This is a genomic window from Sphingomonas azotifigens NBRC 15497, from assembly GCF_002091475.1.
Classification (GTDB): Bacteria; Pseudomonadota; Alphaproteobacteria; order Sphingomonadales; family Sphingomonadaceae; genus Sphingomonas; species Sphingomonas azotifigens.
This window is the reverse complement of sequence record NZ_BCTR01000051.1, coordinates 1-18,990: the sequence shown is the minus strand read 5'-3', so window position 1 is coordinate 18,990 and position 18,990 is coordinate 1. Positions and strand designations below refer to the sequence as shown.

The following is an 18,990-nucleotide window of genomic DNA, read 5'->3' as shown; positions in this document are numbered from 1 at the left end:
GGCGCCCCTTTGGTCGTCCAAAACCATATCTTCGTCAATTCTTAATTGCGCAGATATGAATGTTACAGGATTGCGTTTCGGCTATAGCGGCACTGGCTTTCCTTGTTGGCCAATGCTTTAGCAATCGGTAATGGGTGTTTACGGGACGCTGCGGCGCAACAACGCAGCGCAGCGAATTCGCTTTCATGCGCAAGCCGCCAGCCTCGGCTTCGCCGAATCGAACGACAGCCTCCTGCCTCCGGCCGCACCGATATTACAGGTCGAGCGTCATCTCGATCATGGTGCGGTGAAAGCCTGCCGCGGCGAAGAGCTGCTGCGCGGGCACGTTGCGCTCGGCGGTGAACAGCACCAGCCGCGGCACGCCCCGTGCAATGAGCGCGCTCGCGGCGGCATCGAGCAGGGCGCGGCCGATCCCCTGCCGCCGCCGGCCCGGCGCGACGATCAGATCGTAGATCACGCCCGCCGGCCCGCGCAGCGCCATATAGTCACTGCCCTCAACCCCGGCATAGACATAGCCGAGCACCGCAGGCCCGTGCGCCACCACGCGCAGGACAACGTGCGGCTTGCCGAGCTGCTGTACCAGAAAGGCGCCATAGATCGCGGGCGTCTCCGCAGTCGGTGCGATGAAGCGATGGGCATCAAAGCCATGGTGCACCGTCACCATCTGCGCCCCGAGCTGGCCCAGCTGCTCCCGGTCTGCCACCGTCGCGGGGCGGAGAACGAGGCCGTCGTGCAGCTTGTGCGTATCTTGCGCCATCACCGCGCCTCCCCGGGACCATGCACCTCTGCCTCCTCGCCGCCCTGGAACACGGCGCCGATCTCCTCCAGGTCGAGGTCCCGCTCAAGGTCGTGGAGCACCTCGTCCTCGATCAGCCCCTGGCGATGGAGCCGCAGCAGCTCCGCCCGCCCGGCGCCGACCGCCGCAAGCACGATCTCGAAATGCGCGCGGATGCCGGGCATATAGGCGCCCGCATCGCCGGCATAGCGTTCGGTCACCTGGTCGCGCTTGCGATACTCCTCGAGCAGGCGGGGGTGCACCAGCGCGCCGTTCTCGTCATAGGCGCGCAATTCGACGAGGGTCCGCTTCGCCCGCGCGATCGCCGCTTCCGCTTCGGCAAGGCTCACCCGGGGCGGCGGATCGCGGTCCTCCGGCCGCACACGGCGGATCAGCCATCCCAGGCTCGCGCCTTGCAGCACCACCGTCGCCAGGATCACCGCGAAGGCGCTGACCAGCATCAGGTCGCGCCCCGGCATCTGCGTGGGCAGCGACAGCGCCACCGCCAGGGTCACCACCCCGCGCATTCCGGCCCAGGAAAGCACCACCGCCTGCCGCCAGCCGAGCGGTCGCGGCTGGCGCAGCCCGGCGCGGTGCAGCACCCCCAGCAGCAGCTCGCTGCCGAAAACCCAGGCGAAGCGAGTAAGCAGCACCGCTACGACGATCCCTGCCACCGGCAGCGCCATCGCGGTGAACGCCCGCTCGAAGCCGACCCGGTCCAGCACGCCGCGCAGCGAGAAACCGATCAGGATGAACACCAGTGCCTCGAGGCTGAACACCAGCGTGCGCCAGAAGGCCGTTCCCTGCATGCGCACCCGCGCCGGCAGCACTTCATGCTGGTGCCAGCCGAAGATGATCCCGGCGACCACCGTCGCGATCACGCCCGAGACATGCGCCGCTTCCCCGGCGAGATAGGCTGCCCAGCTGAGCAGTGTGGCGGTGGCGACGATCAACGTCTGATCCGGCAACCGGCGCAGGATCGCGACGCCGGCAAAGCCGATCGCGGTGCCGACCAGCACGCCGCCAAGCGCCAACAGCAGGAAGCTCGTACCAGCGGCGAGGCCATCGAAGCTGCCGGTCAGCGTGGCGGCGACGGCGAAGCGGAACAGCACCAGCCCCGTCGCATCGTTGAGCAGGCTCTCCCCCTCGAGCAGCGCACTCAGGCGACGCGGCAACCGCACCCGCTGCAGCACCGAACGGGCGGCGATGGCGTCCGGCGGGGAAACGATCGCACCCAGCGCGAAGCAGGCGGCCCAGGGCAGCCCAGGCACCAGCGCATGGAGCACCGCGCCGACCACCAGGGTGGTGAACACCACCGCGCCCAAGGCCAGCGACAGGATGCCCGGCAAATGGCGACGCAGCCGCCCCAGCGCCGCGTAATAGGCGCCGTCCATCAGCAACGGCGGCAGGAACAGCACCAATGCCAGTTCGGGATCGAGCGAGATCTTGGGAATATGCGGCAGAAAGGCAAGCGCGCCGCCGCCCAGCAGCAGCGCCGCCGACGGCAGAAAGTCCAGTTTTGCTGCCGCCCAGTGCAACGCGATGACCGCCGCAAACAGGATCAGGATCAGTTCGAAGGTTTCGACCGGATGCATGTTTCTTCCCCCCGCGCCGGCATCGGCCCTGCCCTATAGTCGCACGAAGCCGATAGGTTCCACGACCCTGCGCTGCCTCAGACGGGATCTCGGCGCGCAAGCCCGCTGACATCGCCGCCGCGCCGGTATAGAGCCCCAGCCGCGGAGCGCCGCCGGGAGGCGGTGCCGACATCAAGAATGGACCCTGTGATGACCAATCCCCTGCTCGACACGCTGGCGCTGCCGCACTTCGACGCGATCCGGCCCGATCAGATCGGCCCCGCGCTCGACACCGTGATCGCCGAGCATCAGGCCGCGGTGCGCAGCGTCATCGCCGCCGAGTCCCGCAGCTTCGAAGACGTGTGGCTGCCGCTGGAGCGCGCCGAAACCGCCATCGACGCGCTGTGGTCGTCGGTATCGCACCTCCACGGCGTGGCCGACACGCCCGAGCTGCGCGCCGCCCATGCCGCCGGCCAGGCGCGACTGGTCGAGTACCAGATGCAGGTCCTTCAGGACGAGGCGCTGTACGCGGCGCTCGTCGCGCTGACCGAGACGCAAGCCTTTGCCGCGCGCCCGCAGGCCGATCGCGTCGCCGTCGAGCATATGATCCGCGATTTCCGCCTGTCGGGCGTCGCGCTCGATGCCGAGGCGCGGGCACGCTTCGCCGCCGTCTCGGTCGAGCTGTCCAACCTCTCCACCGCCTTCGGCAGCGCCGTGCTCGACGCGACCGACGCCTGGTTCGAGCATGTCGAGGACGTCGCCCTGCTTGCCGGCATTTCCGCGGCCGATCTGGCGATCTTCGCCGAAGCGGCAAAGGCGCGCGGGCTGTCCGGCTGGGTCGTCACGCTGCAGGCGCCCAGCGTCAACGCGGTGCTCACCTTCGCCGAGAACCGCGACCTGCGCGCGCGGGTCTACCGCGCCTATGGCACCCGCGCTTCGGACCAGGGGCCGAATGCCGGCCAGTTCGACAATTCGGCGCGCATCACCGCGCTGCTCGACCTGCGGCGCGAAGCGGCCCGGCTGCTCGGCTTCTCCGATCCGGTCGCCTGGTCGCTGTCGACCAAGATGGCGACCGACTCGGGTCAGGTGCTGGCATTCCTGCGGGACCTCGCCCGCCGGGCGAAGCCGGCCGCCGCGCGGGACTTCGCGGAGCTTTCCGCCTTCGCCGCCGAGAAACTGGGGATCGACACGCTCCAGCCCTGGGACGTGCCCTTTGCGTCGGACCGGCTGCGATCGGCGCGCTATGCCGTCGACGAGAAGGAGGTTCGCGCGCATTTCCCGGTCGAGCGGGTCGTCGCCGGGTGGCAGGCGCTGCTCGATCGGCTGTTCGGCATCCGGCTGGTCGCCCGTGACGATGTCGCCGTCTACCACCCCGATGCGCGCTATTACGACGTGGTCGGCGCGGACGGCGCGACCTTTGCCGGCGTCTATCTCGATCTCCACGCCCGCGCCGGCAAGCGCAGCGGCGCCTGGATGGCGCAGGCGCGACCACGGCTGAACGACGGCAATGTCCACCGTGTGCCGGTTGCCTATCTGGTCTGCAACTTCGCGCCGAAGACCGAAGGCACGCCGTCGCTGCTCAGCCATGACGAGGTGGTGACGCTGCTGCACGAGACCGGACACTGCCTGCACCATCTGTTTACCCGCGTCGATCGGCCCAACATCGCCGGCACCAGCGGCTTCGAATGGGACGCGGTGGAGCTGCCGAGCCAGCTGATGGAGGATTTCGCCTGGGACCGCGTGGTGCTGCAGGGCATGTCCGGCCACCACGAAACCGGCGCGCCGCTGCCAGACGCCCTGTTCGACAAGCTGCTCGCCGCCCGCCGCTTCCTCTCCGGCATGGCGCTGGTGCGGCAGATCGAGTTCGCACTGTTCGACCTGCTGCTGCACCTCGGCACGCTGGGCAGCGATCCGATCGAGGTGATCGAAGCGGTGCGCGACGAAGTGGCGGTGGTCCGCCCGCCCGCGTGGCACCGCTTCCCGCATGCGTTCAGCCACATCTTCGCGGGCGGCTATGCCTCGGGCTATTACAGCTATCTCTGGGCCGAGGTGCTGGCCGCCGACGGCTTCCAGCGCTTCGCCGAGGCCGGGCTGATCGACCGCGCGACCGCCGATCGCTTCCGCGACGAAGTGCTCGCCCGCGGCGCCAGCCGTCCGGCGGCGGAGAGCTTCCGGGCCTTTCGCGGTCGCGACGCCGATCCGCAGGCGATGCTGGTGCGGCACGGGCTGGTCGCCGATGCCGAGTGAGCATGACGATGCCGCCACCCGCGCATGGCGGGTGGAGGCGATCCGGCGGATCGAGGCAGACTATAACCGCTCCGCCGACACGCACCTTATCCGGCTGGACCTGCCCCGCTATCCCGGCATCCCGCTGTACCTGAAGGACGAAAGCAGCCACCCGACCGGCAGCCTGAAGCATCGGCTGGCGCGATCGCTGTTCCTCTATGCGCTGTGCAACGGCTGGATCGGCCCGGATACCGTGGTGATCGAAGCCTCCTCGGGCTCGACCGCGGTGAGCGAGGCCTATTTCGCCAAGATGCTGGGCCTGCGGTTCATCGCGGTGGTGCCCGCGACCACTGCCGTGCCCAAGCTCGACGCGATCCGCTTCCATGGCGGCGACATCCATGCCGTGGACGATCCGCGCACCGTTTACGATGTCGCGCAGCGGCTCGCCGCCGAAACCGGCGGCCATTATCTCGACCAGTTCACCTATGCCGAGCGCGCGACCGACTGGCGCGGCAACAACAACATCGCCGAGAGCATCTTCGCGCAGATGGCGGCGGAGGAGCATCCCGTCCCCGCCTGGATCGTGTGCGGCGCAGGCACCGGCGGCACCTCGGCAACGATCGGTCGCTACATCCGCTACCAGCGCCACGCGACGCGCCTCTGCGTAGCCGACCCGGTCCATTCGGTGTTTCACCGCCATTTCGCCGATCGCACCGCACAGTCGCTGCCGGGAGGTTGCGCGAGCTGCATCGAGGGCATCGGCCGGCCGCGTGTCGAACCCAGCTTCGTTCCCACCGTCATCGACCGGATGATCGCCGTGGACGATGCCGACAGTATCGGCGCGATGCGTGCGATCTCGACCCGGCTCGGTCGGCGCGTCGGCGGCTCGACCGGCACCAACATCGCCGCCTGCGTCCAGCTGATCGGCGAGATGGCGGCGCGCGGCGAGACCGGCTCGGTCGTCACCATCCTGTGCGATGGCGGCGAGCGCTATGGCTGCACCTATTATGACGATGGCTGGCTCGCCGAACGCGGCATCGCGTGGCAGGCGCAGGAGGCGAGCGCCGCCGCGCTGTTTGCGCCGGTGCGCTGAACCACCGCGGGGCGCGGCGCGTGGCGCAAGCTGCCGTGTCGGATTACAGCGCAAGCCTGCAACCAGCTTCCAGGAAGCGACCATGAACCGCAGCGACGTCCGGATCGGCCAGTGACATGAAGATAGGTCCCCTCTGGCTCAAGCTTCAGATCGCCTGTGGCGACGCGGTCGCGTTCGGCCCGGGCAAGGCCGATCTGGTGGAAGCGATCGCCGCGCACGGATCGATCTCCGCCGCCGCGCGCAGCATGGGCATGAGCTATCGCCGCGCCTGGCTGCTGGTCGACGAGATGAACCGCTGCTTCGATACGCCGCTGGTCGAGACGTTGCGCGGCGGCGGGCTCGAACGCGGCGCGCGTGTCACCGAGACGGGGCTCGCCCTCGTCGAGGCCTATCGCGAGATGGAGCGCGAGGCAGCGACCCTCGCCGAACGCCCAGCTTATGCGCGCCTGCGATCGCACCTGCGCACCACACCAAGAGATGCGGAGGCGTAATAGCGAAGTTGTATATCTGACTGGATACAGTCTTAATATACGATTGGACATAATGGTGGTACCCTTCGAGCGAAAAGGGGGGTCCATCCATGTCCAACTACGTCACGTTCCCGCTGGGCGTCCTCGCCCTGTTCACCGCCGCGGCCCCGGCCTGCGCGCAGTCCGATGATCCTCCGGCCAACGCGCCCTTGGTCGCGGGAGACGATGACGCCGGTGCAGCGGGACTGGCCGAAGTGGTGGTGACCGCCCGCCGGCGTGCGGAGGACGCGCAGCGCGTGCCCGCCGCGATGTCGGTGGTCGGCGGCGATCTGCTCGACCAGAGCTACACGGTGAACACGCAAGGGCTCACCACGCTGATCCCCAGCCTCAACTACAGCTCGGCCAATCCTCGCAACACCGCCTTCACCATCCGCGGCCTCGGATCGAGCGTGGTCGCGGTCAGCCAGGCCAATGACGGGCTGGAGCCGGGTGTCGGCTTCTATGTCGACCAAGTCTATCACGCCCGCCCCGCCACCGCCGCCTTCGACTTGGCCGACATTGCGCAGGTGGAGGAACTGCGGGGTCCGCAGGGCACCTTGTTCGGCAAGAACACCACCGCCGGCGCGCTCAACATCACGACGCGCGCGCCGAGTTTCACCCGCGAGGGGTTCGTCGAATTCTCCTATGGCGACTATAACTTCGTCCAGGCCAAGGGCTGGGCCTCGGGGCCGATCTCGGACGTGCTGGCCTATCGCATCTCGGGCGTTTCGACCCGGCGCGACGGCGTGCTCGACAATGTCCGCACCGGCGTTGCCGCCAACACGCTCGGCACGCAGGCGGCACGCGGGCAGTTGCTCTACAAGCCCGATGATCGGCTGCAGGTGCGGCTGATCGCCGACATCACCAACTTCCAGGCCTATTGCTGCACCCAGGTCTATCTGCGCACCGGCACCAGCCTGCGCGCCGCCAGCCGCCAGTTCGGCGGTCCGCTGGGTCTCGCCGCGCAGTTCGGCTATGCGCCGCCCAGCGCCAATCCCTATGACCGCAAGGTCGATATCGACGGCCCCCTGAATACCGATACCAATGAAGGCGGCGTCAGCGCGATCGTCGACTGGAACCTCGGACCGGCGACGCTCACCTCGGTCAGCGCGTGGCGCTTCTGGAACTGGGATGCGGAGAACGACCGCGACTATACCGGCATCCCGGTGCAGCTGTCGCAGCACATACCCTCGCGCCAGGACCAGTACAGTCAGGAATTGCGCCTCGCCTCGAACGGCGAGCGCGCGCTCTCCTATGTCGGCGGGCTTTATCTGTTCGGGCAGAAGATCGCCGGCCGGCCGATCAGTATCTACGGTCCGGCGGCGGCGCGCTATCTGATCGGCACCACCACCGGCACCAACGCAACCCCCGTGCCCGCCAACCTGCTGGACGGCTATGGCCAGGACGGCCGCACCGACTTTCATACGATGAGCTATGCCGCGTTCGGCGAGCTGAACTGGCGGATCGTGCCCGACCTGACCCTCACCGGCGGCCTGCGCTATACGCAGGAGGACAAGGACGGCAGCTACAATACCACCGTGTCCGGCGGCCCGGCGACCACCAGCGCGGCGCTGATCGCAGCCCGACTGGGCGTCCTGCGCCCGCAAAGCTACAAGGCGCACGACAATGACGGCAGCCTCTCGGGCCGCGCCAACATCGCCTGGCAGGTAATGCCGGAGACGATGGCCTATGCCAGCTATGCGCGCGGCTTCAAATCGGGCGGCATCAACATGTCGGGCCTGCCGCTGGACAACAACAACCAGCCGGTGCTCGCCACCGCTGTCGTCCGCCCGGAGCGGAACGAAACCTATGAGATCGGCCTCAAGAACAGCTTCTTCGGCCGGCGCCTGCTGCTCAACCTCGACGGCTTCTACACCAAGGTTCACAATTTCCAGGCGACGGTGGTCGAGAACTCGCTGACCCAGACGGTGCAGTTGCGCGGCTATCTCTCCAATATCCCCGAAGTGACCGTGAAGGGCATCGAAGCCGAGGCGACCGCGCTGCTGCTGCCGGGCCTGACCGTGCGCGGGAACCTTGCTTATTCGAACGGGCGCTACACCGATTATCCGGCTGGGCCGTGCCCCCTGGAAGTGCAGACCGCCGCCACCACCCAGTGCAGCCTCACCGGCAAGCGGCTCGCCTCGCTGCCGCGTTTCGCCTGGACCGCGGGGATCGACTATGTGCGGCGGCTGGGGGCTGGCGAGGTGCTGCTGCACGTCGATACCGCGTCGCGCAGCAGCTATAATGGCGACCCGGGCCTGTCGCGCTTCACGATGATCGACGGATACAACCTTACCAACGCAAACATCGGTTATCGACTGCCGAGCGGCATCGAGCTCATCGTGTTCGCGCGGAACCTGTTCGACGCCAACTATATCCAGAACCTGACGATCCAGGCGGGAAATTCAGGGCTGATCGTCGGCACCCCGAGCGATCCGCGGACGATCGGCGGCACCGTCCGGTTCAGGCTGTAAGCGCGGATGCCGTGCCCGCAGCCGGTGCGGCTCAACGCGATCAAGCGCCGGCTGGACGGCATCACCCACAAGTCGCTCGCCGACGCGCTGAAGCGCCTCGAACGCCGCGGCCTGATGACCCGCACCGTGATCCCGACGAGCCCGATCGGCGTCGACTATCGGATCACGGCGCTGGCACACGAGCAGGCGCGGGAGGAATGACCTTCAAGCGCCCGGGGGCCGGACGCTCGGTAGCGGCCTGACACGGAGCAGAAGCGCCACGCCGACCATGATCAGCACGAGATTGACGGTCGGCACCATCCAGTCGGCCGCACTCCATCCCCCCTGTGCCAGCGCGACCAGCACCAGCAGCAAGCCGGTGCCGCCTCGCCCGATCCGCGCGAGCAACCCGGCGGACAGCAACGCCGCGCCTGCCAGCATCGCAAGGCTCGCCCCCGCCCAGGCAAGCAACGGCACTGCCCCCGCTGCCGGCGCCACCACTGCGCCCAAGGCACCCGCCGACAGCGCCAGCGGCTGCCCCCAGGCGAAGGCGATCCAGATGCGCTCCCACCCCGGCACCGGCCGACCGCGGTCGCGCCGCCTAGCGATCCACAGCAGCACGCCGCCCGACGCCAGATAGGCGAGCCCCAGCCCCAGCAATCCGTACGCGACCTTCACCAGCGGCCCGGCGAACCAGCCGAAATGCAGCGGTCCCAGCGAGCCCAGGATCTGCCCGCCGAGATTGTTCTCCGCCGCGCGCTTGGCATGATAGAGCCGCCCGTCCCGGTCATAGCCATAGGCGTCGGTGCCCGCGATATGGTGCGACCCGTCCTCCACCTGCAGCTCGACGCTGCCGTCGCGGCGGGTGGGATGCTCGATCCGCAGATAGTCGATCCGCCCCCCCGGAACGCGGCGCATCACGTCCGCCAGCATCGGGCGCAGGTCGAGCGGCGGCGCCGGCCGCGCGTCTACCGCCAGGCGTGGGGTGCGGAACAGTGCATAGACCTTGGCGGTATCGCCCTGAAAGGCGACCATGCCGAGCACGGCGATGATCACGGTCGACAGCCCCAGCAGGGCACCGGTCAGCGAGACGATGATGTGGAAGGGCAGCGCCCACACCCCGATCCGGTTGTGCAGGTCCGCCTCCTGCAATCGCCGCGATCCGCCGAGGCGCAGATGGAAGGCGTCTCGGAAGATGCGCGGATGCGCAAGGATGCCGGAGATCAGCGAGGACAGCAGCGCCACCCCCGCCAGCCCGACGAGGAACCCGCCCCAGGCTCGCGGCAGATGCAGGCTGACATGCAGGCGAATGAGCAGTTCCGACCATCCCTTGCGCACCGGCGCAGCGAGATGCCCGTCGGCATCGGCAAGCCATTCGCGCTGCCCCGCACCGTGCGCCTCGGTGCGCACGCGCAGCAGCGGGTTGTCGGGCTCCGGCAGCACCATCAGGATGCGGTCCACCCGCCCGCCTGCGCGCGCCAGCGCCTCGGCATAGGCCCGGGGCAGCGCCTCGGGTGACAGCGTCGCGACACGCGGCGCGGCGGGATTTTCCCAACGGGTGAACTCGGCGACGAACACCGCGAGCGCGCCGGTGAGGCACACCAGATAGAGCATGGCGGCAAAGGCGAGCCCCAGGCTGCTGTGCCCCTTCAATATCGCGCGCACCAGGCCCGGCGCCAGCGCGAACCCGTTGCCCCGCAGACCGCTCATGCCACTCCTCCCAGCCGTGCCAGGCCGAAGCCGAGCAGCGCCGTGCCGATCAGCACCGCCGCGGCGCGAAGCACCTTGTCGTCGGCCAGCGTCCACGCCATCGCGCCGCCCCAGACGATCGGCACCAGCAGCCCGCCAGCGACCAGCCGCGTCTGTACCGCGCCTGCCCCCCAGACGGTGTAGCATACGCCGACCGCCATCGCCGCGACCATGCCGATCGGTCCGGCGAGCAGCCAGCGCAGCAGCCCGCGCCACGGCGCCGATGCGCGTTCCGCCGGCTCGGGCGCGGGACCATCGTCCCGCCCGGGCCGCGCCGCCTTGGCGCTTCGCCGCGTTCGCCCGGAGGCGACGACCACCAGCGCCGCAGCCGAAAACAAGGCCAGCGCCGCGAACGGCCCGCGGGCCGGGCCCAGCAGCCCGGCGGGGACGAGGAGGACCAGCGCCGCCAGCCCGAGCCCGGCAGCGCGCCAGGGCGCCTTGGTGGTTTTCGATCGCCACGCCTTTCGGAGCAGCCAGGCGGCAGCCGCAGCGGCGATCAGGATCGCGGCGCTGCCCGACGTCAGCAGGTGCGCGTCGCTCACAACGCAAAGCCCAGCATCGCGCCCACGGTGCGTGGCGTGCCGATGATCGCCTGGTTGGTCAATGCGTTGACATACTGGTCATACTTCTCGTTGAACAGGTTGTTGACGAACAGCGATGCACTCCAGCGCTCGACCCGGTAGCCGATCCGGCCGTTCACCAGCGTTCGCGGACCGACCCGATAGGCGCTCTGCGGCCGCGACACGTCGGTGAACACGCCGCTGCGGTAACTGGCGTTGAGGTTGGCCTCGAACCCGCCTGCCAGGCGCAGATTGGCGCCGCCCGCGAGCGTCCAGCGCGGGGCATAGGTGAACTGGTTGCCGGAAAGATTGGTGATGGATCCGATGCTGGTGACGAAGGCATCGAACTTGGTGCGGGTATGCCCGACACTCGCATACCAGTCGAACGCGCGCGACACGCGGTGGCTCAGCTCGACCTCGAAGCCATAGAGATGCGACTTGCCGGCATTGACCGTGTTGGTGTCGTAATTGCCGTTGCCGAAATTGGCGGTCGTCTGCTGGTTCTTCCAGTCGATATAGTAGATGTTGGCGTTGGCGGTCAGCTTCCCGTCGAGCCAGGCGGAGCGGAGCGAAAGCTCGTAATTCCAGGTATGTTCGGGATCATAGGCGAACAGCGTCGAGCGTGCGGTGTTGAAGCTGCTGCCGCCGGAGCGATAGCCGCGCTGCACGACGAACGCCGTCGAGAGGTCGGGCGTCCACGCCATTTCGATGCCGCCCTTGGGCAGGAACGCGTTGAAGGTGCGCGCGCCGAACGGGGCCGTGCCGTTGGCGTCGCTCACCAGCCCCAGCACCGCCCGGTTGATCGCGGTGATCACCGGCGCAAGCGATCCATAGCTGGCCGGCGTCGGCAGTGTGCCGGCAAAGGTGGCGCGAGTGATCCCCGACTTGCCGTTGCGCTCGCGATCGACGCGGAAGCCGCCGAGCAGCGACAGCCGATCGGTAAGGCGGTACCGCCCATCGGCGAACAGCGCATAGGTCTGCACCTGCTGCGGCAGGTCCGATGTATAGGCGACGGTGATAAAGGGCAGCGCCTGCGTGTAGGTCGACGCCACCTGCGTCGCCGCCGTCGCGCCGAGCGAGCCCTTGAGCAGATTGGCGATCGTCGCGGCCGGGGTCGGCACCAGCGTGGTCTGCTGCGAATTGGCCGTCTCGTCGCGATTGTAATAGAACAGCCCGACCAGGCCGCGCAGTCGCTCGCTGTCGTAATTGAGGCGGAGTTCCTGGGTGAAGGTCTTGGACGTGCCGGTCAGCTCGCTCGAAGCGCGGTCTGCGGCGCTTGCGTCGCCGTCGTAATGGCGCACGAACCCAGTATCAGTGTAGGTGCTGAGCGCCGTCAGCGAGAAGCCCTTGCCGAGCCGATAGCGGAGGTCCAGCGTTCCCTGATCGGAATCGACGTCGCTGTCGTTGGGGAAGTTGGAGCTGTTGGTCGGGTTGTCCAGGTAATCCGGACGGTTGCGGTCGACATAGGTGAAGCGGTAGCCGCCCTTGGTGTGGAAGTGGTGGTAGTTCAGCCGTGCCTCCAGGCCGGGCAGCGCCGACGGCGTCCAGAGCAGCTTGGCTCGCAGCGACAGCGAATTCACCGGATTTTCCGGCGCGCGGCGCGTGACATTGTAGATGAAGCCGTCCGAATCGCGCTTCTCGGCGGACACGCGGAACGCCAGTTGGTCGGCGATCAGCGGCCCGCCGCCGGCGACGGCGAACTGGGTGGTGTTGAACGACGCGACCATCGCCTGGCCCTTCACGCGCCAGTCGAAGCTCGGCTCCGCGGTGCGGATGTGCACCGCGCCTGCCAGTGCATTCAACCCCTGCAGCGTCGATTGCGGCCCGCGGAAGATCTCGACCTGCGCGACGTCCCAAAGATCGGTGGGGCCGTTCGACAGCAGGTCCTGCGGCACCGGCGCGCCATCGACGAATACCGTCGCGGTGGCGGCGCCGGTGCCGCCCGAGACACCGCGCTGGTCGATCCCGCGGATCGAGAAGCCGGATGCCCCATAGGTTTCGGCGACATTGGCGGTCCGCTGATAGATTTCCTGGATTGTTTGCAGATTCTCCTGCGCGATCCGCTTGGCCGTGGTTACCCCCACCGAGCTCGTCGTCTGCTGGAGCGTCCGGTCGCTTTTCTCCCCGGTGACGATGATCTCTTCGGATCCCGGAGGTGCAGCCTCTTGCGCCTGTACCGCGGAGAGCCAGCACGTCGACACCAAGGCCGACGTGAGCAGAAGCCGATATTGACGCATGCGATCCCCCAATTTTGTTGCGCATGCGCAGCTACCTTTCATAGGTATTGCGAGTCAATATCATTAGCGCCTTTGCGTCGTCGAGGCGGCATGATGCGATCCCAAACCGCACGGCCTGGCGGCGATGGCCTCACGATCGACGACGGCTGGGCGCTACCACGCTGCCGGATGCGACGGCGGGACCGTGTTGGGGGCCAAGCTTTCCACATGGCCTCGCGCCCGCGCTCGCTTTGATGGACCAGGATCGGGCCGATGGCCGATCAGCCTGGCCGGCGGGGAAATGCAGCCGGAGACATGGCCGCAGCCCAACGCTATGAGCGCAGCATGCCCCGGCTGCTACTGTTCAACAAACCCTACGGGGTCCTGTCGCAATTCACCGATCGCGGATCGCCGACGCTTCGGTCGACCTTGTCGGACTTCATCGCGGTGAAGGGAGTCTATCCCGCCGGACGGCTCGACCGGGACAGCGAAGGGCTGCTGCTGCTATGCGACGATGGGCGGCTGCAGGCGCGTATTGCCGATCCCCGCTTCAAGATGCCCAAGACCTATCTGGTGCAGGTCGAAGGCGATCCGCAGGCGCCGGAACTGGAGCGTCTGCGGCAGGGCGTCCGGCTCAAGGACGGCATGACCTTGCCGGCCGAGGTTGCGCGGATCGACGCGCCCGACCTGTGGCAGCGCGATCCGCCGATCCGCGAGCGCAAGTCCATCCTCGACAGCTGGCTGAAAATCACCATCCGCGAAGGGCGCAACCGGCAAGTGCGCCGCATGACTGCGGCGGTCGGGTTGCCCACCCTGCGGCTAGTCCGCTGGTCGATCGGCGACTGGTCGCTCGCCGGGATCGCGCCGGGCCAGTTCGAGGAGGTCTCCACCCTGGCCAAGGATCGCGGCGGCGGCACTTAGGCATGCGAGCGCCGATCGGGTGCTCGCCGGGATAACGGACGTGCGGCAGGAGGACTGCCTGTCAGCGCATGTTGGAATAATGCGTACAAAGGCAAATCGGCAGGTTTTGGATTTTCAATGAATTATCGCCACTCGTTCCACGCCGGCAACAGCGCCGATGTCGTCAAGCACAGCCTGCTGATTGCCCTTGTCCGGGCCCTGCAGCAAAAACCGGGCGCGTTGACCCTGATCGACACCCATGCCGGCTGCGGGCTCTACGACCTGGGCGGCCAGCAGGCCCAGCGCACCGGAGAGGCCGCCCACGGTGTGCTGCGGGCCTTTACCGATACCAACCCCTTGCTGAACGAATATCGCGCCGCCGTGCAGGCGGTGAATGACGGGGCAGCGCCGCACCTCTATCCCGGCTCGCCGCAGTTCCTGGCGCAACTGCTGCGCCCGCAGGACCTGCTGATCCTCAATGAGAAGCATCCCGAGGACGTCGATGTCCTGCGGGGCGCGATGCGCGGTACGCCTGCCGCCGTGCATGCGCGCGATGCCTATGAGCTTTGGCTGGCGATGCTTCCCACCCGGACGGCGCGCGGCGTGGTGGTGGTCGATCCGCCGTACGAGCAGACCGACGAGCGCGAGCGCATCACCGCCACGCTCGCCGCGGCACACCGCAAATGGGCGCATGGCGTGACGGTGATCTGGTATCCGCTCAAGGACCGCGCGCCCCATCAGCAGTGGAAGCACAAGCTGCGCAAGCTCGGCATCCCGAAATTCCTCTCGGTGGAGCATTGGTTGTATGATGCCGATCAGCCCGGCATCTATAACGGCGCAGGCCTTTTCATCGTCAATCCGCCTTATGCCTTCGTGCAGGCGCTGCCGCCGCTGCTGGAAGCGCTGCGCGCGGCACTGGCGCCGGAAGGGCATCGCGGCGAGATCACGGCAGACTGGTTGAACAATTGAGGCGGCTTGTGCGCCAGGCGGCAGGGTTGCGGATCAACGCACGCGGCGCGGTACCGCATTGCGCCGACAACGGGTAGGCGTCCGGCGCGCGGCGGACCGCCCCGCGCCGGCAAGGGCAAGCGGCCCTTGATCAAGCCTCGATGGCGTCCGCATGGCGCATGGCGGCAAGATCGGTGAGCAGGTCCGGCCCCTCCGGCTGCCAACCCAGCCGCGCACGCGTCCAGGCACTCGATGCGATCATGTCGAGTGCGGCGAAAGGCGCCATCCATCCGAAATAGTGCTCGACATCGTCTTCGGTGATCGCGCGGACCGGTAGCCCGGTACCCTTGCCGATCGCCTCCGCGATGGCGCGGGCGTCGACGCCCTCTTCCACCGAGGCATGGTATCGCGCGCCCGGCTCCCCCCGTTCCAGCGCCAGCACGTAGAGCTTGGCGACATCGCTGACATGCGCCGCGGCCCAGCGCGTCTTGCCCTCGCCCACATAGGCGATGGCGCCGGCGCGCAGCGCCTCGGCGATCAGCGGCGTGATCAGCCCCGCCCTGGTGGTGTCGTGCACCTGCGGCAGACGGATCGTGCGCACGTCGATGCGCCGCGCGAGCAGCGCCGCCCCGGCGAGTTCGGTGACGATGCGCGGATTGGCATGCAGGGGGTTGAGGATGTCCTCGGTCGCCAGCCCGCCTTGCCGTGGCGTGCCGCTGCCGACCCCCGAGGTGATCAGGATCGGCTTGGTCGTGCCCGCCAGCGCCTCGCCCATCGCGGCGATGTTGCGCTCGTCCTTCCTGGTATTTTCGAAGAAGGCCGCGAAATTATGGTCGAAGGCACAATGGATGACCGCGTCCGCCGCCGCCGCTCCAAGCGCCAGCGTTTCGGGTTCCTCGAGGCTACCCCGATGCACTTCGACTCCGGCCGCTTCCAGTTGCCGCGCGCCGGCATCGGAGCGCGTGAGGCCGAGCACGTGATGGCCGCGGCTGCGAAGTTCGGGGATGATATGGGAGCCGATAAAGCCGGTCGCCCCGGTCAGGAACACGCGCATGGGAAATCTCCTGCTGACCCGACGCCGTATCCCGCTCCCACCCAACGTGTTAAAGTAGTGAGGTTATCCTAGTATATCGTGCAACAGGATCGACCATGGCCACCAACGCGCCCAACCCGCTCGGGACCTATTTGCGGGATCGCCGTACCCGCCTCGATCCGGCGGCCTTCGGTTTCACCGGCGGGCGGCGCCGCACGCCGGGCCTCCGCCGGGAGGAGGTCGCCAGCCGCGCCAACATCAGCGCCACCTGGTACACCTGGCTGGAGCAGGGCCGTGGCGGCGCGCCGTCGGCCGACGTGCTCGATCGCATCGCCAAAGGGCTGATGCTCACCGAATCGGAGCGCGAACATATCTACATGCTCGGCCGCGGGCATCCGCCGGAAACGCGGTACCAGTTGGTCGACGGCATCTCGCCGCGATTGCAGCGCGTCCTCGACGGCATGGTGCTGAGCCCGGCGATCATCAAGACCGCGACCTGGGACGTCGTGGGGTGGAACCGGGCAGCATCGGTGCTGTTCACCGACTATGCGACGCTGCCGCGCGAGCAACGCAACATCCTTCGGCTGATCTTCGGCAGCGACCGCGTCCGTGCGCGGAATGCGGATTTCGACAGCATGGCCCGTTTCGTGGTCGGCGCCTTTCGCGCCGACGTGGCGCGCGCAGGTGCCAGCGGCAACGCCGAGGTCACGGCGCTGGTGACCGAACTGTGCGAGCGCAGCCCGGACTTTGCGGCGCTGTGGCAGGATAACAACGTGGTGTCGCACGGCGAAGGCGTGAAGCGCCTGCATCATCCCGATACGGGGCTTCTGGCGATGGAATTCTCCTCCTTCGCGGTCGAAGGGCGGCCCGAACTGGGGATGATCATCTACAACCCCGCCTCGGCGGACGACGCCGCGCGGCTGCGCGCGCTGCTCGACAAGCACAAGGACTGACCGTCGCGGCCCGTTCCCGCTTGCGAAAGGGCGCGGGACCGCAAAGCCGCCCGCGCCCGCGTCGTCAGGCGCCCCCCTGGTAATCGGTCGAGCGGGTCACCGTCTCCCAGCGATCGATCTCGTCGATCACGGTGTCGAGCTTCTCGCGCGCGCGCCGCAGCGCGTCGCTGCCGAGCAGCAGGTGCAGCGGGGGGTTCGCGGCATCGACCAGGGCGAGGATCGCCGCTGCGGCCTTGTCCGGGTCGCCGATCTGGCGTCCCGCCATCGCATCGAGGCGCGCCACCGCCGTGCCGACGCTTTGCGCATAGTGCTCGCCGCCCTGGCTGCGACGGATCGAATGGTCGCTGAGGAAGTCGGTGCGGAACGCGCCCGGCGCGATCGCGGTGGCCTTGAGGCCGAAGGGCGCGATTTCCTGGGCAAGGCTCTGCGTCAGTCCCTCGAGCGCCGATTTGGTCGCGGAGTAGAGGCCGGACGATCCCGCCGGCGCGCGGCCCGCGATCGAAGTGATGTTGAGGATATGGCCGCTACCCTGTCGGCGCAACGCGGGGAGCGCCGCACGGATGACGGCGAACGGCGCGAAGACATTGACCGCGAACAACCGCTCGAACTCCGCGTCGGTCGCGCCCTCGAGCGCGCCCAGCAGGCCGTACCCGGCATTGTTGACCAGCACGTCGATGTGCCCTACCCGCTCGAACGCGGCGCGCACGGCCGGGGCGATCGCCGCCTTGTCGGTTAGGTCGACGGTCAACACATGCAGCATACCCTGCCCCGCCACCAGGTCCGGTACACCCTCGCGCACGGTGCCGACGACGGTATCGCCGCGCGTCAGCGCCGCCTGCGCCAGTGCCTTGCCCAGACCGCGGGATATGCCCGTAATGAACCAGGTCGTCATAGCTGTTCTCCTTCGCGACCGATGTAGCCATGCGGCAGGAGATCATAATCACCGGACTTCTACCCGGGCTTGTAAGGCCAGCTTCACAATGCTTTGGACAGGCGGCATGATCCATCCGAGCGAGTTCGGTGCCCTGCGCGCCTTTGCCGCCGTCGCCGCGCAACGCAGCTTCAGCCGGGCGGCGGAGCGACTGGGCGTGTCGTCCTCGGCGCTGAGCCAGCTGATCCGCGGCCTTGAGGAACGGCTCGGCATCCGGCTGCTCCACCGCACCACCCGCAGCGTTTCGCTGACCGAGGCGGGCGAGACGCTGCTCGCGGAGATACGCCCGGCTATCGACAGCCTGACCGGCGCGCTGGAGCAGGCCCGCGACGCCGCGCGTCGGCCGGCAGGCACCGTGCGCCTCCACTGCTTCCATGCCGCGGCGGACAGCTTCGTGGTGCCGATCCTGCCGAGACTCGCCCGCGACTTTCCCGACATCACGCTCGATCTCACGATAGACGACACCGTGCTGGACATCGTCGGCAGTGGCTATGATGCAGCGATCCGCATCGGCGAAGTCATCGAACGCGACATGGTCGCGCTCCGGCTGGGCGGGGACATCCGCCAGCTCGCCGTGGCCGCGCCTGCCTATCTTGCCGAGCATGGCATTCCGCAGACGCCCAAGGATCTGCTCGAGCACCGCTGCATCCGCTGGCGCTGGCCGGGGCAGGCGAACCCCTATGCATGGGAGTTCTTCGAGGAGGACCGCTGGTTCTCGGTGGCGGTCGAGGGGCCGCTGATCACCAGCAGCCGCGCGGTAATGATGGATGCGGCGCTGGCCGGCGTCGGGATCGCGTTCCTGAAGGAGGAATCCGTTGTCGGCGCCTTCGCGCGGGGGGCGCTCATACCCCTTCTGGAAAACTGGTCGGTTCCCTTCCCCGGCAACTATCTATGCTACCCCCAACAGCGGCAGATGGCGCCGGCGCTGCGCGCGGTGATCGATACGATCCGGTCCCATACGGCTCGCAGCGATCGAGGCGCAGGTGAAGCGCCAAATCGGCCGATTTCGGACGATTCAGCTCAGCGCGGAAGTGCATAAAAGCCAGCATACGCGCGATACCGAGCACGCG

General features: G+C 68.0%; 16 protein-coding genes. 9 read left to right on the top strand and 7 right to left on the bottom strand.

Going from position 1 to position 18,990, the window contains the following annotated elements; genetic code table 11:
* Nucleotides 1-253: 253 nt before the first annotated feature.
* Together SAZ01S_RS16210 and SAZ01S_RS16205 are read right to left on the bottom strand one after the other, a co-directional pair.
* On the bottom strand, nucleotides 254-757 hold the full coding sequence (locus SAZ01S_RS16210) for a GNAT family N-acetyltransferase (RefSeq protein ID WP_084583323.1): 504 nt from the start codon (nucleotides 755-757) through the stop codon (nucleotides 254-256).
* Entirely contained in the window at nucleotides 757-2,370 is a 1,614-nt protein-coding gene (locus SAZ01S_RS16205; protein WP_084583322.1) for a Na+/H+ antiporter, read from the bottom strand. Before SAZ01S_RS16205 ends, SAZ01S_RS16210 begins: the two co-directional genes overlap by 1 nt.
* A gap of 189 nt (nucleotides 2,371-2,559) precedes the next feature.
* Between SAZ01S_RS16205 and SAZ01S_RS16200 the strand changes: the two genes are divergently transcribed.
* From SAZ01S_RS16200 to SAZ01S_RS16180, 5 genes are all read left to right on the top strand, one after another.
* Nucleotides 2,560-4,596 (top strand): M3 family metallopeptidase, encoded by a 2,037-nt coding sequence (locus tag SAZ01S_RS16200; RefSeq protein WP_218018102.1) that lies wholly within the window; start codon nucleotides 2,560-2,562, stop codon nucleotides 4,594-4,596.
* Nucleotides 4,586-5,668 (top strand): PLP-dependent cysteine synthase family protein, encoded by a 1,083-nt coding sequence (locus tag SAZ01S_RS16195; protein ID WP_084583320.1) that lies wholly within the window; start codon nucleotides 4,586-4,588, stop codon nucleotides 5,666-5,668. The genes SAZ01S_RS16200 and SAZ01S_RS16195 overlap by 11 nt, the downstream gene beginning before the upstream one ends.
* Before the next feature lie 116 nt (nucleotides 5,669-5,784).
* Nucleotides 5,785-6,159 carry a winged helix-turn-helix domain-containing protein gene (locus SAZ01S_RS16190; RefSeq protein ID WP_084583319.1) on the top strand — a complete coding sequence of 125 codons (375 nt, stop codon included), beginning with the start codon at nucleotides 5,785-5,787 and terminating at the stop codon, nucleotides 6,157-6,159.
* Nucleotides 6,160-6,248: 89 nt separating this feature from the next.
* A complete protein-coding gene (locus SAZ01S_RS16185) occupies nucleotides 6,249-8,651 on the top strand; it encodes a TonB-dependent receptor (RefSeq protein ID WP_084583318.1) in 2,403 nt (800 codons plus the stop codon).
* A gap of 6 nt (nucleotides 8,652-8,657) precedes the next feature.
* A complete protein-coding gene (locus SAZ01S_RS16180) occupies nucleotides 8,658-8,852 on the top strand; it encodes a winged helix-turn-helix transcriptional regulator (protein ID WP_084583317.1) in 195 nt (64 codons plus the stop codon).
* 3 nt (nucleotides 8,853-8,855) lie between these two features.
* Here SAZ01S_RS16180 and SAZ01S_RS16175 read toward each other — a convergent pair whose 3' ends face one another.
* The 3 genes from SAZ01S_RS16175 to SAZ01S_RS16165 are packed head-to-tail and all read right to left on the bottom strand — an operon-like array spanning nucleotide 8,856 to nucleotide 13,176.
* Nucleotides 8,856-10,340, bottom strand: a complete 1,485-nt coding sequence (locus SAZ01S_RS16175; RefSeq protein ID WP_084583316.1) for a PepSY-associated TM helix domain-containing protein — start codon at nucleotides 10,338-10,340, stop codon at nucleotides 8,856-8,858.
* Nucleotides 10,337-10,921 carry a hypothetical protein gene (locus tag SAZ01S_RS16170; protein ID WP_139810110.1) on the bottom strand — a complete coding sequence of 195 codons (585 nt, stop codon included), beginning with the start codon at nucleotides 10,919-10,921 and terminating at the stop codon, nucleotides 10,337-10,339. Before SAZ01S_RS16170 ends, SAZ01S_RS16175 begins: the two co-directional genes overlap by 4 nt.
* Entirely contained in the window at nucleotides 10,918-13,176 is a 2,259-nt protein-coding gene (locus SAZ01S_RS16165; protein ID WP_084583315.1) for a TonB-dependent receptor, read from the bottom strand. Before SAZ01S_RS16165 ends, SAZ01S_RS16170 begins: the two co-directional genes overlap by 4 nt.
* 324 nt (nucleotides 13,177-13,500) lie before the next feature.
* Here SAZ01S_RS16165 and SAZ01S_RS16160 point away from each other — a divergent pair, with 324 nt between their 5' ends.
* Both SAZ01S_RS16160 and SAZ01S_RS16155 read left to right on the top strand, forming a co-directional pair.
* Complete coding sequence (locus SAZ01S_RS16160; RefSeq protein WP_084583367.1) at nucleotides 13,501-14,076, top strand: pseudouridine synthase; 576 nt, start codon at nucleotides 13,501-13,503, stop codon at nucleotides 14,074-14,076.
* A gap of 117 nt (nucleotides 14,077-14,193) precedes the next feature.
* A complete protein-coding gene (locus tag SAZ01S_RS16155; RefSeq protein WP_084583314.1) occupies nucleotides 14,194-15,024 on the top strand; it encodes a 23S rRNA (adenine(2030)-N(6))-methyltransferase RlmJ in 831 nt (276 codons plus the stop codon).
* 130 nt (nucleotides 15,025-15,154) lie between these two features.
* Here SAZ01S_RS16155 and SAZ01S_RS16150 read toward each other — a convergent pair whose 3' ends face one another.
* Nucleotides 15,155-16,057, bottom strand: coding sequence for an SDR family oxidoreductase (locus SAZ01S_RS16150; protein ID WP_084583313.1), 903 nt, complete (start codon nucleotides 16,055-16,057; stop codon nucleotides 15,155-15,157).
* A 95-nt stretch (nucleotides 16,058-16,152) separates the two neighbouring features.
* Between SAZ01S_RS16150 and SAZ01S_RS16145 the strand changes: the two genes are divergently transcribed.
* A complete protein-coding gene (locus SAZ01S_RS16145; protein WP_084583312.1) occupies nucleotides 16,153-16,989 on the top strand; it encodes a helix-turn-helix transcriptional regulator in 837 nt (278 codons plus the stop codon).
* A gap of 64 nt (nucleotides 16,990-17,053) precedes the next feature.
* Here the strand turns inward: SAZ01S_RS16145 and SAZ01S_RS16140 are convergent, their stop codons facing one another.
* The gene (locus SAZ01S_RS16140) at nucleotides 17,054-17,881 is read right to left on the bottom strand and encodes an oxidoreductase (RefSeq protein WP_084583311.1); all 828 of its coding nucleotides are present in this window, start codon (nucleotides 17,879-17,881) and stop codon (nucleotides 17,054-17,056) included.
* 106 nt (nucleotides 17,882-17,987) lie between these two features.
* Here SAZ01S_RS16140 and SAZ01S_RS16135 point away from each other — a divergent pair, with 106 nt between their 5' ends.
* A complete protein-coding gene (locus SAZ01S_RS16135) occupies nucleotides 17,988-18,959 on the top strand; it encodes a LysR family transcriptional regulator (RefSeq protein ID WP_084583310.1) in 972 nt (323 codons plus the stop codon).
* Nucleotides 18,960-18,990 lie beyond the last annotated feature (31 nt).